This is a genomic window from Haloarcula sp. CGMCC 1.2071, from assembly GCF_037078445.1.
Lineage (GTDB): Archaea > Halobacteriota > Halobacteria > Halobacteriales > Haloarculaceae > Haloarcula > Haloarcula amylolytica.
Genome location: NZ_JAYMGY010000001.1, coordinates 318,124 through 334,149 on the forward strand (window position 1 = coordinate 318,124; position 16,026 = coordinate 334,149).

The 16,026-nt window shown below is 66.6% G+C and carries 16 protein-coding genes; 6 read left to right on the forward strand and 10 right to left on the reverse strand.

Translation table 11 applies throughout. From position 1 onward, the window contains the following. From hutH to hutU, 4 genes are read right to left on the reverse strand one after another with little or no spacing between them, the layout of a single operon-like run. Window positions 1-1,575: a histidine ammonia-lyase gene (gene hutH, locus VI234_RS01585; protein WP_336329069.1), complete on the reverse strand. Its 1,575-nt coding sequence runs from the start codon at window positions 1,573-1,575 to the stop codon at window positions 1-3. Beyond that, entirely contained in the window at window positions 1,572-2,834 is a 1,263-nt protein-coding gene (hutI, locus tag VI234_RS01590; RefSeq protein ID WP_336329070.1) for an imidazolonepropionase, read from the reverse strand. Before hutI ends, hutH begins: the two co-directional genes overlap by 4 nt. Next, window positions 2,831-3,754, reverse strand: coding sequence for a formimidoylglutamase (gene hutG, locus VI234_RS01595; protein WP_008312510.1), 924 nt, complete (start codon window positions 3,752-3,754; stop codon window positions 2,831-2,833). The genes hutI and hutG overlap by 4 nt, the downstream gene beginning before the upstream one ends. After that, complete coding sequence (gene hutU, locus VI234_RS01600; protein WP_336329071.1) at window positions 3,751-5,499, reverse strand: urocanate hydratase; 1,749 nt, start codon at window positions 5,497-5,499, stop codon at window positions 3,751-3,753. The genes hutG and hutU overlap by 4 nt, the downstream gene beginning before the upstream one ends. An 81-nt stretch (window positions 5,500-5,580) precedes the next feature. On the opposite strand from hutU, the gene VI234_RS01605 reads away from it, so the two are divergent. Further along, window positions 5,581-6,225: a helix-turn-helix domain-containing protein gene (locus VI234_RS01605; protein WP_336329072.1), complete on the forward strand. Its 645-nt coding sequence runs from the start codon at window positions 5,581-5,583 to the stop codon at window positions 6,223-6,225. On the opposite strand, the gene VI234_RS01610 is transcribed toward VI234_RS01605, so the two are convergent. Further along, window positions 6,220-7,641, reverse strand: a complete 1,422-nt coding sequence (locus VI234_RS01610; protein WP_336329073.1) for a YjiH family protein — start codon at window positions 7,639-7,641, stop codon at window positions 6,220-6,222. The two genes, VI234_RS01605 and VI234_RS01610, sit on opposite strands and share 6 nt — an antisense overlap. 155 nt (window positions 7,642-7,796) lie before the next feature. Here VI234_RS01610 and VI234_RS01615 point away from each other — a divergent pair, with 155 nt between their 5' ends. From VI234_RS01615 to VI234_RS01625, 3 genes are all read left to right on the forward strand, one after another. Continuing rightward, window positions 7,797-8,732, forward strand: coding sequence for a sulfide-dependent adenosine diphosphate thiazole synthase (locus VI234_RS01615; RefSeq protein ID WP_008312519.1), 936 nt, complete (start codon window positions 7,797-7,799; stop codon window positions 8,730-8,732). A 128-nt stretch (window positions 8,733-8,860) separates the two neighbouring features. After that, window positions 8,861-9,349, forward strand: coding sequence for an HTH domain-containing protein (locus tag VI234_RS01620; RefSeq protein ID WP_008312521.1), 489 nt, complete (start codon window positions 8,861-8,863; stop codon window positions 9,347-9,349). A 188-nt stretch (window positions 9,350-9,537) separates the two neighbouring features. Then, window positions 9,538-10,299 carry a DUF7001 family protein gene (locus VI234_RS01625; RefSeq protein ID WP_008312524.1) on the forward strand — a complete coding sequence of 254 codons (762 nt, stop codon included), beginning with the start codon at window positions 9,538-9,540 and terminating at the stop codon, window positions 10,297-10,299. Here VI234_RS01625 and VI234_RS01630 read toward each other — a convergent pair. Then, window positions 10,296-10,970 (reverse strand): helix-turn-helix domain-containing protein, encoded by a 675-nt coding sequence (locus VI234_RS01630; protein WP_336329074.1) that lies wholly within the window; start codon window positions 10,968-10,970, stop codon window positions 10,296-10,298. The two genes, VI234_RS01625 and VI234_RS01630, sit on opposite strands and share 4 nt — an antisense overlap. 89 nt (window positions 10,971-11,059) lie before the next feature. Here VI234_RS01630 and VI234_RS01635 point away from each other — a divergent pair, with 89 nt between their 5' ends. Beyond that, window positions 11,060-12,127 carry an ABC transporter ATP-binding protein gene (locus VI234_RS01635; protein ID WP_336329075.1) on the forward strand — a complete coding sequence of 356 codons (1,068 nt, stop codon included), beginning with the start codon at window positions 11,060-11,062 and terminating at the stop codon, window positions 12,125-12,127. Next, on the forward strand, window positions 12,124-12,996 hold the full coding sequence (locus VI234_RS01640; protein WP_336329076.1) for an ABC transporter permease: 873 nt from the start codon (window positions 12,124-12,126) through the stop codon (window positions 12,994-12,996). Before VI234_RS01635 ends, VI234_RS01640 begins: the two co-directional genes overlap by 4 nt. Before the next feature lie 77 nt (window positions 12,997-13,073). On the opposite strand, the gene VI234_RS01645 is transcribed toward VI234_RS01640, so the two are convergent. Genes VI234_RS01645 through VI234_RS01660 form a run of 4 tightly spaced genes read right to left on the reverse strand, consistent with a single transcriptional unit; the run spans window position 13,074 to window position 15,968 of the window. Next, entirely contained in the window at window positions 13,074-13,724 is a 651-nt protein-coding gene (locus VI234_RS01645) for a class I SAM-dependent methyltransferase (protein ID WP_336329077.1), read from the reverse strand. Continuing rightward, on the reverse strand, window positions 13,721-14,617 hold the full coding sequence (locus VI234_RS01650) for a thiamine-phosphate synthase family protein (RefSeq protein ID WP_008312534.1): 897 nt from the start codon (window positions 14,615-14,617) through the stop codon (window positions 13,721-13,723). The genes VI234_RS01645 and VI234_RS01650 overlap by 4 nt, the downstream gene beginning before the upstream one ends. Then, on the reverse strand, window positions 14,617-15,204 hold the full coding sequence (dcd, locus tag VI234_RS01655; protein ID WP_008312536.1) for a dCTP deaminase: 588 nt from the start codon (window positions 15,202-15,204) through the stop codon (window positions 14,617-14,619). Before dcd ends, VI234_RS01650 begins: the two co-directional genes overlap by 1 nt. Before the next feature lie 41 nt (window positions 15,205-15,245). After that, window positions 15,246-15,968, reverse strand: a complete 723-nt coding sequence (locus VI234_RS01660; protein WP_336329078.1) for a Yip1 family protein — start codon at window positions 15,966-15,968, stop codon at window positions 15,246-15,248. Window positions 15,969-16,026 lie beyond the last annotated feature (58 nt).

The following is a 16,026-nucleotide window of genomic DNA, read 5'->3' on the forward strand; positions in this document are numbered from 1 at the left end:
TCACTCCAGCTCCTCATCGAGCGCCGCAGCAACCCGCTCGGTGAAGGCCGGCGACTCGACGAGTGCGCCCGCGGCCTCGATGTCCTCGTGAATGGGTCGGTCCGCCGTCAGCTTCGGGACCACTGCACGGACGGCGTCGTAGGCCTCGGCCGACCCGACGCCCAGTTCGAGGGCGTCGTCGACGAAGTCGGCGGCTTGCGCCCCACAGCACAGCTCGACGCCGAGAATCGCGGCGGCGTTTCGGGCTGCGTTTCGGGCCAGATAGGCCGACTGCGCGCTCATGCTGACGTGGTCCTCCTGATTGCCGCTGACGGGCGTGTTGTCCATCGAGGGCCGGCCGAAGGACCGACATTCGTTCAACAGTGCGGCAGCGGTGTACTGTGCGATCATGTAGCCCGAGCGGACGCCGCTTCGCTCGGTGAGAAACGGCGGGAGGTGTGGCTCCTGCAGATTCGGATTGAGCATTCTGTCGGTCCGGCGCTCCGAGATGGCCGCGAGTTCGGTGAGCGCGTTCGTCAGATAGTCGAGGCGCATGGCGAGCACCGCGCCGTGGAAGTTCCCGCCGGACAGCACGCCCGCGCTGTCGGAGCCGGAGGCCGGGTCCCCCACCGTCTCGCGGGGGAACACCAGCGGATTGTCCGTCGCGCTGTTGAGTTCCACTTCGACGGCTTCCCGGAGGTGGGCGACGGCGTCGCGGACCGCGCCGTGGACCTGCGGCAGACAGCGCATCGCATAGGCGTCCTGCACGCGGTCGCAGTTTCGGTGGGACTCGACCACGTCGGAGTCGGTCGTCAGCCGCCGGACGTTTCGCGCACTCGCGGCCTGACCTGTGTGGGGCCGAACGTCGGTGATGGCTTCGTGGGACGGCACCGTCGAGGAGAGGGTCACCTCCGTCGTGAGCGCGCCGGCGACGTCGGCGGCGGCGACCAGCCGTTCGGCGTCGGCGAGGAGTAGCGCGGCCACGCCGACGGTCAGTTGCGTCCCGTTGATGAGCGCCAACCCCTCCTTGGCCCGGAGCGTCACCGGTTCGAGGCCGGCCGCGTCGAGCGCCTCGTCGCCGGGGAGTCGGTCCCCCTCGAACTCGGCTTCCCCCTCGCCGATGAGCACCAGCGACATATGTGCGAGCGGGGCGAGGTCACCGCTCGCACCGAGGCTGCCCCGCGACGGGACGACTGGGTGGACGCCCGAATCGAGCATCGCTACCAGCAACTCGACGACGGATTCGCGGATGCCCGAATACCCCTTCGCCAGCGTGTTCGCCCGCGCGACCATCATCGCTCGGACTTCCTCGGTCGTCAACTCCCGGCCGACGGCGGCGGCGTGGCTCCGGAGGAGGTTCCGCTGGAGGTCGTCGAGGTCCTCGCGCGGGATGCGCTCGTCGACGAGGTCGCCGAAGCCAGTGGTGACGCCGTACACCGCCTCGCCGCTGTCCAGCACGCTCTCGACGCGCTCGCGGGACTCACGGATTCGTTCGCGGGCGGTTTCGGCAACCGTGACGGTCGCGCCGTTCCGGGCGACAGCGACCACCTCGGCGGGCGTGAGCGACTCGCCGTCGAGGACAACTTCGGCGGTCATGGTTGCATATCCCGGGCGTATGACTCATGCGTTGGGGTGCTGACGACCGAGCCGCCTTTCAGGACGGTGTCGACGACGTTGGTCCCGTACTGGTAGGGAATGTGGACGTGACTCGGCGCGGCAAGGACGGCGACGTCACCGGGTGCACCCTCACGGAGCGTCCCCAGCCCATCGGCCCTGTCCAGCGCGAGCGCGGCGTGTTTCGTTCCAGCGACCAGCGCTTCGGCCGGTGTCAGTCCCATCTCGACGCAGGCCAGCGACAGCGCAAATCCCATGCTGTGACTGTGGCAGTTCGGATTGAAATCCGTCGCTACCGCGACAGACGCGCCCCGGTCGCGGAACGCCGTCGCGTCCGCGTACGCTGCGCCGAGGCCGAACGCCGTTCCGGGGAGCAACACCGGCGTCACGGCAGCGTCGACAAGCGCGTCGATGTCTTCGCCGGTCGCGTGCAGGAGGTGGTCGGCACTGGCCGCGCCCACGTCCGCCGCCAACTGCGTCCCGCCGATGTGGGCCAGTTCCTCGGCGTGGACCTTCGGCGTCAGCCCGGCGGCCGCGCCTGCTTCGAGGACCCGTCGGGACTGCGAGACCGAGAAGACCCCTTCCTCGCAGAACACGTCGCAGAACTCGGCGATACCCTGTGATTCGACAGCCGGAAGCTGCTCGTCGACGACCGCCGCGGTGTAGTCGTCGGCGTCCCACCCCTCGGGAACAGCGTGTGCGCCCATGAACGTCGGGACCACGTCGACGGGATGGATGTCGTCGGCGCTGTCGATAACCCGGAGCATCCGTAGCTCCGTCTCCGTGTCGAGTCCGTAGCCGGACTTTACCTCGACTGTCGTCGTCCCGTGAGCGAGCATGGTGTCGAGATGTGCCAGCAGGTTCGACAGCAGCGTTTCCTCGTCGGCTTCCCTGACCGCTCGGACCGTTCTGAGGATGCCGCCGCCTTCGGCGAGGATGTCCTGATAGGACTTCCCGCGCAGTTTGGCGGCGAACTCGTCCGAGCGGTCGCCGGCGAACAGCGCGTGGGTGTGGGGGTCGACGAAGCCCGGAACGACGGCCTGACCGTCGGCGTCGACAGCGTGGTTGGCGCTCTCCGGCGGGTATTCGGCGGTCACCTCCGCGGTCGGACCGACAGCGGCGACCGTGCCGTCCACGATGGCGACTGCACCGTCCGCGTAGGTCTCCAGACCACGGTCGTCCGCCGCTGGGCCTGCGACGAGTTCAGCCGCGCCGTAGACCACCGCATCGAGGGCTGTCATCGGCTCCCTCCCAGGCCGCTGAGGAAGTGTGCGACGGCGCGGGCCCCGGCGCGGGCGGTCCGGTCCCCGGCGTCCAGTGGCGGCGCGCACTCGACCACCTCGAAGCCGGCGATACGGTCGTCGGACGCGATGCGGCCCAGCATCCCGAACAGTTCCCGCGTCGAGAGGCCGCCCGGCGTCGGCGCGCTCACGCCCGGCGCGGCTGCGGCGTCGAGCACGTCGAGGTCCAGACTCACGTAGACGGCGTCCACGTCGCCGAGCGCGTCGAGAGCGTCGTCCACCGCGCCGGCGGGGTCACCGGCCACCGACGCCGGCGGCAGGACTGTCCCGCCCTGCTCGGCGAGGTAGTCGTGGTACGCGGTCGAGGTTTCGAAGTGGCGCGCGCCGACGACGGCCAGCGCGTCGAGGCCCGCATCGTGGAGCTGCCGGTACGGCGTCCCGCTCGTCGGCTCGTCCCGAACGGCGCGGCAATCGAGGTGGGCGTCGAAGCTGACTGCGCCGACCGTTTCGTGAGCCAACAGCGGCGCGGCGTTCGGGAACGTCAGCGAGTTATCGCCACCGAGAAACACCGGCACTGCGCCCGTTGCGTGAATCTCGGCCGTCATCGAGCGGACAGCGCTCTGGACCCGTTCGACGCCGCCGGCCGGAATCTCGATGTCGCCGAGGTCGGCGACTGAGCGGACCGGTCCGCGTTCGATGTGGTGTGTCTTCGTTCCGCCGAGTTCGCGTCGGAGAGCCGCCGGGCCGGCACGCGCGCCCGGCCGTCCGATGACGGCCCCGTCGTACGGCTCGCCCACCAGCACCACGTCGTACTCGGCAGCAGTCGCGAGCGTGGCCGTCTCGACGACGTCACCGAACTGCTCGTCGTTCGGGTCGCCGGACGAGCCGGTCCACGGCGACGGGTCTGTCAGGTCGGTCATTGGTTGCGGTTGCGGTCACGCATCGGGACCGCGACATCGTTCTCGTCGGCCATCTCCTGTGCGATTTCGTAGCCGGCGTCGGCGTGGCGAATGACGCCCATCCCGGGATCGGTCGTGAACACGCGGCGGGCCTTCTCGGCCGCGAGGTCCGACCCGTTGAGGACGACGTGGTTGTTCGTGTGGAGGGAGTTGCCGATGCCGACGCCGCCGCCGTCGTGGACGCTGACGATGTCTGCGCCGGCGGCGCAGTTCAGCAGGGCGTTCAGAATCGGCCAGTCGGCGACGGCGTCAGTCCCGTCTTTCATCGCCTCCGTTTCGCGGTGTGGCGAGGCGACGCTCCCGGCATCTAGGTGGTCCCGCGTGACGACGATGGGTGCCGTAATCTCGCCGTCGGCGACGAGTTCGTTGATGCGGAGCGCGAGGCGGGCGCGCTCGGTCAGCCCGTCCTCGGTCGCGTACCCCAGCCAGCACACTCGCGAGGGAAGCCCCTGGAAGGATACCTGCTCCTGGGCGAGGTCTATCCAGCGATGGAGGTCGTCTTTCTCCGGGAACAGCTCCTTGACCGCGTCGTCTGTCCGGTGGATGTCCGCGGGATCGCCCGAGAGCGCGGCCCAGCGGAACGGCCCCTTGCCTTCACAGAACAGCGGGCGGATGTACGCGGGCACGAATCCCGGGAAGTCGAACGCGGTGTCGAGGTCGCGCTGGTCCTCGACCTGCCCGCGGATGTTGTTGCCGTACTCGAAAGCGATGGCACCCCTGTCCTGCAGTTCCAGAATGCCCTCGACGTGGCGCTCCATCGTATCGAGACTCTCCGCGACGTACGTTTCGGGGTCGCGCTCGCGGAGTCGGTCGGCTTCCTCGACAGTGTAGCCAGCGGGGTAGTACCCTTCGAGTTCGTCGTGAGCGCTCGTCTGGTCGGTCACTACATCGGGGACGAACCCCATGTCCAACATCTCCGCGAGCATGTCGGCGGCGTTCATGTGGACGCCGACGCTGTAGGGCTCACCGTTCGCCGCGGCCGCCTGTGCGCGCTCGATGGCCGTCGCGAGGTCGTCGGTTTTCTCCTGGCAGTACCCCGTTTCGATGCGCCGGTCGATACGGTCCTCGTCGACTTCGGCCGCGATGCAGACGCCGTGGTTCATCGTCACCGCGAGCGGTTGCGCACCGCCCATACCCCCGAGGCCGCCGGTGACGACAATCTTCCCGCGGAGCCCGTCGTTGTCCGGGTAGTGTTCCCGGGCGAGCGCGGCCAGCGTCTCGTAGGTCCCCTGGATGATGCCCTGCGTGCCGATGTAGGCCCACGAGCCGGCAGTCATCTGGCCGTACATGATCTGTCCCTTCGCTTCGAGTTCGTGAAAGTGCTCCCAGGTGTCCCACTTACCGACGAGGTTCGAGTTCGCGATGAGCACGCGCGGGGCTTTCTCGTGGGTCTTGAACCGGCCGACCGGCTTGCCGCTCTGGACGAGGAGGGTTTCGGTGTCGCCGAGTTCACGGAGTTCGTCGACGATAGTATCGTAGGCGTCCCACGACCGGGCCGCACGCCCGGTCCCGCCGTACACGACCAGCTCCTCCGGCTTCTCGGCGACTTCGGGGTCGAGGTTGTTGTTCAACATTCGGAGCGCGGCCTCCTGTCGCCACCCTTCACACTCGATGTCGGTGCCGGTGGGCGAACCCTGGTACTCGCGCCACTGTTCCGAGGGCGTCCCGACGTCGTGGTCGGTGTCTGGGGAAGACTGCTGTGCCATACCACACCATTAGTGGAGAACCGTGTTAGCAGGTCGTCACCGTTCGGAACTGTTTTTATATATCCTTGTGCACCGCTAGCTATGTACGAGGTACTGTTCCGCGTCTACGGCGACGGGGCCTACGAGGCGGCAACCGACGGGACCGGCACCCGCATCGAGCTGTGGTGTAACGACCACAGCGACCTTCTCCACGTTAGCGGCGGGGACGTCGGGGACGTTATCGAACAGGTCCGCACCACCGTCGGTATCGGTGAGCGGCTGGAAAACGGCGACGAGCAGGTGCTGGTCACTGAGGAGTGTCTGAAAGCACAGCTCGACAACAACGTCGAACGCTTCCTGGCGAGTGAAGGCTGTCTGCTCGTCCCGCCGCTGAAATACGCCAGCGGCGGCAAGCTCGTCCGGGCACTCGGTCTCAGCCCCGACGCACTGGCCAGGGTGTACCAGTCCCTGGCAGGACAGTTCGACGTTACCGTCGAGTCGAAACGTGAGATTACTTCCGTAACGCCGGACGCGCCGCTTTTGACCGTCGATGCTATGCTCCCCGATCTGTCGCCGCGGCAGCGTGAGGTGTTCCTGACGGCGTACGAGCAGGGGTACTACGAACTGCCCCGCGAGACGACGACAGCGGCTGTTGCGGAGCAGGTGGGCGTGGAGCGCCGAACCGCGGAGGACCACTTGCGGCGGGCGGAGAAGAAACTGGCTGAAGCGCTGGTCGAATACCTATAGGAGGCCCAGCGCGGCGAGAGCGTGAGTAATACCGGCGATGAGTGGCACGAGGAGCACCGTCCGCATGATGAACAACGCCACGAGGTCCCGAAACCGGATGGGGACGTCACTGAACATGTCCATCATCATCGGGCCGACGCTGGAGAAGAAGATGAGCTGAGAGACGGCCAGCACGCCGACGAAGAACTTTGCCTTCACCGCTGTCTCGCTCACGAGCAGGACGGGAACGTACATCTCGGTGATACCGACGATGGTCGCCGGCGCAACGACCTCTGCGTTCGGGATTCCGAGCGCAGCGATGACCGGCGTCAGCGGGCGACCGAGGATGTCGAAGACTGGGGTGTGTGCCGAGAGCAGCGTCGCGGCGAGTCCAACAGCGAGGATGGTTCCCAGGATGAGACTGGTGAGCTTCAGGCCGTCGACGAAGCCCCGCTTGGCTGCCTGTGCGAACGTCTCGCCGTCCTTGGCCTTACCGACGGCCTCGCTGACCGCCAGCCGGACGTAATCCGACGGCGTCCCGGAGAAGGCGAGTTCCGGGTCGGGTTCAGCGATGTACTCCTCGGGAATCCTGGAGATGGGCGGCACCCGGACCAGAATCACGCCGGTGACGACGACACAGAAGAAGTACGCCCCGAAGATGAGCGGGAACTTCGGGAGCATCTCGAGCGTGGCGGCGACGACGCCGACGAAGCCGATTGACACCGTCGAAAAGCACGTCGCGATGGTAAACACGTCGCGTTTGTGGTAGCCGCCGTCTTCGAAGACATTGCGGGTGACGTAGAGACCGACGCTGTAGGAGCCGACCCACGATGCGAGACTGTCCAGTGCGGCCCGTCCCGGGACCTTGAACAACGGGCGCATTATCGGTCTCGCAAGCGTTCCGACGAACTCCAGCCCGCCGAGTTCGACGAAGATCGTGATGAAGATGGCCCCGATGGGGATGATGACGCCGACGCTGTACACCAGCGTTCCCCACATCAGCCCGCCGGTGCTGGGTGTGTGGAGCCACTCGGGACCGAGCTTGAAGAACATCACCGGCGCGACGAGCACGCCGGCGACTCGGAGCGCCCAGAAGACTCCAGAGGTTTCGAAGTAGGACAGATTGTACCCCGCGACCTCGCCGTCACCGGTCATCGCGAGCGTCGTCAGCATCCCGCCGGCGAGGATGATGCCCAGCGAGTAGACGCCGACGACGTCCGGAAACGCCCCGGTTATGTTGCTGACGACGATGTCGAACGGGACTGTTACCTCGCCCTGGTACGGGACCGGCAGAAGAAAGAACACCCCACCGATGAGAAACGCGATCAGGAACTTCAGGACCGGCCGCGTTTCGTATTCGTGCAGGTCGATATCGTCGATGTCTCTTGCCGCCGGTTCAGTGTCGACCGTGTACGTGCTGCCTGTTTCGGTAGACATTAGCACACAATACTCTCATTTGATAGTTAGTCCTGAAACCACCGTGTGGAACCATTTTTATTAGTGCTTCCACGCCAGCGGCCGTGCGCGAGATTCAGCAAACAGACGAGGCCATCAGAACGACTATGTACCACCAAAGAATATCACTAGGTGGTATGAGCGATTCCGATTCATTCGAACAGTTCAGCGACGTCGGCGAAGCAGAGGTCACACGCGCAATCGGGCAGGAATGGACCGAGGAGTTCATGGACTTCTCGGACTCGGATGTTATCATCGTCGGCGGCGGCCCGTCGGGACTGATGGCCGCGAAGGAACTCGCCGAGCGCGGCGTGCAGGTGATGGTCGTCGAGAAGAACAACTACCTCGGCGGCGGCTTCTGGCTCGGCGGCTTCCTGATGAACAAGGTCACCGTTCGGGACCCGGCCCAGCAAGTGCTTGACGAACTCGACGTCGACCACAAGCAGTCCAAGGACAGCGAGGGCCTCTACGTCGCCAACGGGCCCGAAGCGTGTTCCGGCCTCATCAAGGCCGCCTGCGACGCCGGCGCGAAGATGCAGAACATGACGGAGTTCACCGACATCGTCATCCGCGAGGACCACCGCGTCGGTGGCATCGTCATGAACTGGACGCCGGTCCACGCGCTGCCACGGGAAATCACCTGCGTCGACCCCATCGCGGTCGAGGCCGACCTCGTCATCGACGCGACGGGCCACGACGCGATGGCGGTCAAGAAACTCGATGAGCGCGGCGTCCTCAACGCGCCGGGCCTCGAAGACGAAGCCAGCGGGATGGACCAGACCGACGACGACACCTACGGCGCACCCGGCCACGACTCGCCCGGCCACGACTCTATGTGGGTCGGCGAGAGCGAGGACGCCGTCGTCGAACACACCGGCCTCGCCCACGACGGCCTCGTCGTCACCGGTATGGCGACCGCGACCACCTACGGCCTCCCGCGTATGGGGCCGACGTTCGGGGCCATGCTCGTCTCCGGCAAGCGCGCCGCGCAGGTCGCGCTGGACGAGTTGGAAGTCGACGCCGAACCGGTCGATGTCACGAGCCGCGACGCCGCATCCCCTGCTGACGACTGAAACCCTCCCATGCCCCAGTTTTTAACCGACTACCTTTCGGCCGCTTAGCTGACCATTCAGGACGAAATATCTCCCTGAAGAAAACAATTAAACAATAGTAGTGCAGAGATGTTAGTGATTGACAACCAATGTCTGAAGAGATGCAACGGAGCGACAACCACAGGGCTGACGAGTCAGTCGACAGCGAAATCGGGGTCCAACTCTGGAGTCGGCGGCCGGTCTGTGGCCCTCGAACGACAGCCATCGACCGGTTCACGGAACTCGCCACGACCGGAGTTATCGAGGATTTCGATGTCCAGACGTGGCCCGAGGAAATTCCGGTCTCACAGCGGAGCGAGCACGGGGAGGTGCTGGCGACTGTCGACCGGTACGAGCAGTGGGCGAGCGAACGGGGACTGAGTCTCCGACCGCCGTTCGAGACGCGAACGTCGTCGCTACTGGTCGGCGGGAGCACGGAGGTGTTGCGGCTACCGATGCTGGCCGTCGCAGTGTACGCGGACGACGAGCTGGTCGGCGTGTATCCGTGTACAGACGGGGAGACGACGTGGTCCGTCACCGATTGCATCGACGCGCTCACTGCGGACCCGACGACGCTCCCGCACGAACCGGAACAGTGACTCTCCACACGAACGGCTCGGTCTGTCCGCCGGCGGCGTCCCCTATAGCACTGAACTGTGGTTGACGTTTCCAGCCGAGAGCACCACGCTAAGCAGCCTGCTCTGATTCTCCACTCCGACGGCTCATCTCTCGTGGGAGTTCCCCGAGACGTAAATGGTATTACTTACCGATACCACTGGCTAATACAATGGAGTCTGTCACGCTGTACCGCGCTCCGACGACGGTCGCCGACGCCGACGCCATCGCCGACTGGCTCGATGCGCGGGTCGACGCCACCGTCTCAGTCCGGGACCGGTTTCTCTCGCTACACGGCGACTCGGAACTGGCGGAGTCGTTCGCGCGGGCGCGGGTGCTCTCGCCGTACGACCGCGAGACTGGGAACACGATGCTGGGGATCGTTCGCTACGAAGAGCGAGCACTGGAATCACCCGAGCGGGCCGGCGGCGTCATCTACGACGGGCTGGCTGTCCAGCGAGCGCTCCACGAGCGAATCCCCGAGCACGAGCGGTCACTGGAGCATCTTCACGTCCCGCTGCTGGACCGCGTCGTCGGGACCTGGGGTGACCACGACGGCCGCTGGCACAAGCGCGTGACCGTCCTGGGCCAGCCCGCTATCGTCTCCGTGCCGGGGCTGTACGAGGCCCCTGCAAAGCCCGAACAGTACTATAAGGAACAGCAGAAACACGCCCTGTTCGGGGGTGGCGCACCGCCCCGAGAAGTGCTCGAAAACGAAGTCGAGGGCGAGTTCCTCGTCGAGGACGACCCGCGGACGACCGACGCTATCAAGGGGTACGTTCTGCAGGCGTACCACTACCTCGACACGGGCGAAGCATTCTGTGAGGAGGAGACCTGCCGGCTCCACAATCCCCACCGCCAGCCCGGCGTCGTCACCGCGCAGCTGCGTGAACCCGAGTTCTGTCCCCGCCACGCCGAGCGCTATCGGCGCTAGACCGTCGGACCGAAGTCGTCCATGACGGCGCGGACGAGTTTCGCCTCGGCGCGCTGGAGGTGGTCGCTGACCGTCGTGGGGGCACACCCCAGCTCGGCGGCCACGTCCTCGTGAGTCGCACCGCGAGGCCGGTCGTAATAACCCAGGGCGAGGGCCGTCCTCACGGCCTCGCGCTGACGCTCGCTGAGTCTGGACGACGGCCGCGCCAGTCCGTCGCTGACGGCGCTGATGCTGTCCAGCCGGACGTCGATGGGCGCTGGCGCGTCGTCGAGGGCATCCTGCAGCGGCCCCGCTTCGCCGACCACGCGACAGGAGACCGTGCCGTCGCGATAGATGAGCGGCTTGAGGACGACGATACCGAGCCGAGTGCTGGCGTCGTGTATCGCGTCGAACATTGGCATCGACAGCGGCCGATTCTCGACGAGTGCGTACGTCCGTCGCCGCTTGGCCCCCGAGAGCGTCACCGATTCGACGCCGGGCGTCGAGGGCGCGTGGTCGACGAACCGGGTCGCGTCACCATCGATGGCGAACAGCACGGTATCACACCCTTCGGGGGTGCGGTTCCAGTCGACGATGCGCGACTCCTCGATTTCGGGGTCGTTCGCCAGCAGGTCGAAGAACTCCGGCGCGTAGTCGGGCGGTATGCGAGCGGTGACCCGGAGGTGTTTCATGTCCGATGTGTGCCGGAACCGCCACATAAACCCACCTCTCATACGTCACAGAACGCTCTCGGTACCGGCGAGCGACCACTCTGACGGCGATGACGAAACCGAAACAGCGACGTGTCGCGAACGCTCCCGACCGGTCGGCTGCCGCTTCGACGGCGGCGATACGCGTCGACGGCCTGCGCGTCACCTACGCGGACGGAACGACGGCCGTCCGGGACGTGTCGCTCACCGTCCCTCGTGGCGAGTTCTTCGGGTTCCTCGGGCCGAACGGTGCTGGCAAGACGACCGCCGTAAAGGTGTTGGCGACGCTGCTGGAACCGACCGAGGGCGAAGTCGTCGTCAACGGTCACGACGCGACCGCGGCGCAGACGGCGGTCAGGGAGACCATCGGATACATGGCACAGGACGTGAGTGTCGACGCGGAACTGACCGCGCGAGAGAACGTCGCGTTCGCCTGCGAGGCCTACGGCGTCCCGCGCGGTCGGCGAGCAGAGCGAATCGAGGAACTGCTCGAACTCGCGGACCTCGGTGATGTCGCCGACACACCCGCTGAACGGTCCTCCGGCGGGATGAAGAAGCGACTGGACGCCGTGACGGCCCTCGTCCACGACCCGGACCTCGTCTTCCTCGACGAACCGACGACGGGGATGGACCCGAAGGCGCGAAACCGCCTGTGGGACCACTTCCGCCGACTCAACGAGACGGGGACCACGATATTCCTCACGACCCAGTATCTCGAAGAAGCCGACGCGCTCTGTGACCGCGTCGCGGTCCTCCGGGACGGCCGCATCGCCGCGACGGGGTCGCCCGCCGAACTGAAGCGCCGCGTCGGCGGTCAGATCCTCGAAGTCGACGTGGACGGCGGCCGTGAGACCGCCGAAACGGCGGCCGACGTGGCCCGTGAGGGAACGCGCTTCGGTCCGGACGCGACGGTCGAAACCGTCGACGACACGGTTCGGGTGACGACGACGGACGCCGCCGAGCGCGGCACGGACTACCTGCTTGCGCTCCGCGAGGCGGGCGTTGCCGTGACCGGGTTCGACGTGGACGAACCGACGCTCGACGACGTTTTCTTCGCCATCGCAGACGGGCGAACCGATGGCTTCACCGCTGGGGACGACGGCGAAACCGGGCCGGGGCCGTCCGGAGGGACACGATGAGTTCCGCGGGCGTCGACGCCGGCCCGTCGCGGTCGGCCGGAAACTCCCTTGTCGGAGACATCTGGGTCAATTTCAAGCGGTGGACCCGGAAGGCGATTCGGAATCCGACCGTCGTCTTTCTCGAACTCTTCATGGCGGTGTTCTCCCTGCTGATGTTCACGGCCGTCTTCGGCGACGTCGGCACTCTCGCTATCGAACGGGCCGGATTCGAGGGCGTCGGCTACCTCCCCTTCGTCCTCCCCGCGGCCGTCGTCCAGGTGTCGATGTCGTCGTCGCTCTCCTCCGGCCTCGGACTGGTCGAGGACCTCCAGTCGGGGATGTTCGAGAAGGTGACCGTCTCGCCGATGCGCTGGACCGCCGTCTTCGCCGGCAAGGCCGCCGCCGAACTGTTCCGCCTCGTCTGTTACGTGTTCGTCATCTTCGGCCTCGGACTGGCGATGGGTGCCACCGTCGCGACCGGACTCGTGGGGCTGTTCGGCATCGCTCTCGTCTGTGTCCTCTTCGCGCTCTGGTACATGGCGCTCTCGAACGCCGTCGCGGTGGTGACCCGGGACGAGGAGACGCTCGACGCCGTCGGGAACCTCCTCCTGTTCCCACTTCTGTTTCTCTCCTCGGCGTTCCTCCCCGTGTCGTCGCTGCCAGAGTCGGTGCAGGTGGTCGCCACGGTCAATCCGGTCACCTACGGCGTCGACGCGATTCGAGCGCTGGTCCTCGGTCGGGACGTGCTGACAGTCGTCGAGGTGACGGCGTTCGGCGGCGTCTTCGATACCCTCGCGCCGGCGTTCGTGGTTCTCTGTGCGCTCGATGTCGTCTTCGGTGCCGTCTCCGTCTGGCTCATGGGCCGTGCGACGGGGTCCGAGGTGGCGTGACCGGGCCGCCCTTACCCGCCCGCCGAATTCACCGGAAGCGTTTCGGCCCTCCGGGTGCCCGCCGGAACCCGCCTGCGCTACGCGACGGTCCCGCTGAGCAGGCCGACGAACCCGCCGGCCATCGTCTCGTAGTGGCGCGCGACCGTCCGCTCGGTGAGTCGCTCGCGGGCTGCGGCCACCCGCCGCTCGAACACGCTGGCGTGTGACCGACGCGAGAGCCGCGTCCCCGGCGCAGAGAGGCGGACGAACCCCTCGAACGCGAGGTTCAACGGTGCGGCGAGAGCGCTGGGGCTTCGCTGGAAGTTCAGCAGGGCGACCCGCCCGCCCGGGTCAACGCTGTCACACCACGCGTCGACGGCCGAAGCGGGGTCTTCGAAGATACCGGTAACGAACGTCGCCAGGACAGCATCCGCCGCTCGAACTGGCGGACGAGCGGCGTCAGCTTGCACGTAGTGAACGGTCCCGCCCGTCCGCACGGAGCGTTCGCGTGCGCGGTCGAGCATTTCCCGAGTCACGTCGATGCCGACGATCCGACCCGTCGGCCCGACCCGCTCGCGGAGGACCGGCACGTTCGCCCCGGTCCCACAGCCCATTTCGACGACGGTATCGCCGGGTGCGAGCGCCAGCGAGTCCGCTCCTCGGTCGCGCCAGGACGCCACGCCGGGGGCATTCGCTACCCAGTCGTACACTCGCGCCCACCGGCCGTAGAAGGACTGCGCGTCTGTCACAGGATTTCGCGTGCCGTTTCAGCGACCGACACAGCGTCGTCCCCGAGCAGGTACACCACCGGCTCGATACCCATCGCGCCGGTGTGATACAGCACGTCGGCCCCCGGGTCGTCAGCCAGCGCGGCCGCGACGGCCGGTTCGACGCTCTCCTCGGCGTCGAACTCGACCACGGTCCGGCCCGAATCTCGCAGTGCAGCTACGACGCCGTCGTCGTACCGGACGTTCAACACCGCGCGGGCGTCGCTGCCGGCGGCCCGCGCCGCCAGCAACAGCGTCGCGACGTGCTCGCTGACGCCGAACTCCGGGTCCGCCGGAATCGTTGCCCGTCCCTTCACGTCGAGAATCCGTCCCGGGACAGCGGCCACGTCCTCGATGCTGTCGGCCTCGGGGAGACACTGGACGAGATTCGACCCGACCGCCGGGATGAGCGTCGCGAACCCGCTGGTGTTTTCCAGCACGCTGAGCCCCCGCCGCACCGACGCGAGCGTCCGCTCGGCCGACCGCAGCTGCGAGTCCGGGTCGTGGACGGCGAACTCGTCGTCGTAGTCGCCCAGTTCCGGAACGGCCTCCTCGTGTAACTGCGCGAGGACGCCGCCCTGTTCGAGTTCGCGGATGAACACCTCTGTTTCGACCAGCGCCTGAACGGAGCTCATATCCCCGTCGGCCAGCCCGTCAGCCAGTCGCTCGACGAGTTCCTCCAGCCCGCGATGGGCCAGCAAGTCCTCCTGACGCGCTACGTCGCCGTGGACGTACTTCGACACCGCGCTCTGGCTGATGCCCAGCAGGTCGGCGACTTCGGACTGTGTCAGTCCGCGCTCTCTGAGGGCGTCGGCCAGCAGCGAGCGAAACGTCGGCAGGAAGTCGTCGACGACGATTTCCTCGATGAATCGCACTATTGGTCGCCTCCGAATTCTCTATCTCCCTGTATCTTGCTCGCCTGCGGCCCGGACTGGCCCTGGTACTTCGAGCCGCGCTCGGCTCCGTACGGCCGGTCGGCGGGCGTCTTGAGTTCGGTGAAAGTGAGCTGTGAGATCCGCATTCCGGGCGTGAGCGCTACGGGCGCGGTGCCGAGGTTCGACAGTTCCAGCGTGATTTGACCCTCGTAGCCGGGGTCACACAGGCCGGCCGTTGCGTGTACCACAATCGCAAGTCGGCCCAGCGAGGAGCGCCCTTCGACGTGGGCGATGAGGTCGTCGGGGATGGCGACGCGCTCGTGGGTCGTCCCCAGCACGAAGTCGCCGGGATGGAGGATGAACTCCTCGTCTTCTTCGACGACAGTCTCCTCGACGTAGTCGGCGACTTCGTCCTCGGAGTTCGGGTGGATACAGGGGATGTTGGCGTGCTGGAACTCCAGGAACTCCCGGCCGAGACGGAGGTCGACACTGGCCGGCTGGATCTGGATGTCCGGGTCGTCGAGCGGTTCGACGACGAGGTCACCCTGCTCCAGCCGCCGGAGAATATCCGCATCTGAGAGTATCATGAGAGTGGCGTGTGCGGCCGGAAGCCTAAACTCCTCGATTCTCAGGAGGCGATCACGGGGAGCGTCGCAGCGATGACGGCGACGGCGACTGCGGCGTATCTGCTGATCTCGTGGACGACTCGGAGGCCGCCAGCCCAGACGTACGCCTGCCAGGCTGCAGTGCCGACCTGTATTGCCAGGAATACGAGCCCGGAGAGCCCGTTCTGTAGACGGCGAACCTGTTCGAGCAACAGCTCCGGCGAGGACGCGGAGAGGTCGGTGCTGGCGGCGAAGAAGACGAGTGCGGTACCACCGGCGACGACGCCGACAACGGACGGGAGCAGTCCCCAGGCGGTGATCTCTACCGTCTCGCCGAACCGCCCGGAGCCGCCGGCTAGCTTTGCGCCGACGTACAGCCCGATCATCAGTCCGATCCAGGCGATAATCAAGCCGAAAAACAGTCTTGGAAGGGCCCTAGTCGCGTAGTCCCAGATGAACGACCCGACTTCGACAGTCTGTGTCGCCGGTTCGTCACAGCCGGACACGGTTATTCCGCCGACGCCGCCGTCTTCGCACAGCCGTTCCGGCGGCCGTGCGGGGTTGTCTCGCTCGACGGTGCCGGTGAACTGGTCAGCGAACAGCCGGAACGCGACTCCGAGAACGATTGTGACGACGACAGCGATGCCGAGAGCGAGGCCGCCGCCACGGTATCCGTTCAGCCGGTCACGTCGCTGTTCGAAGAACGCGCCCGGTCGCAGGAGGAACGTTCGGACGGTGGAGGGCATCTCCGGGGTGTGCTCGGCCACGGCGTATGTACTCTGTGGTATGTGCAACCGTGGAGGG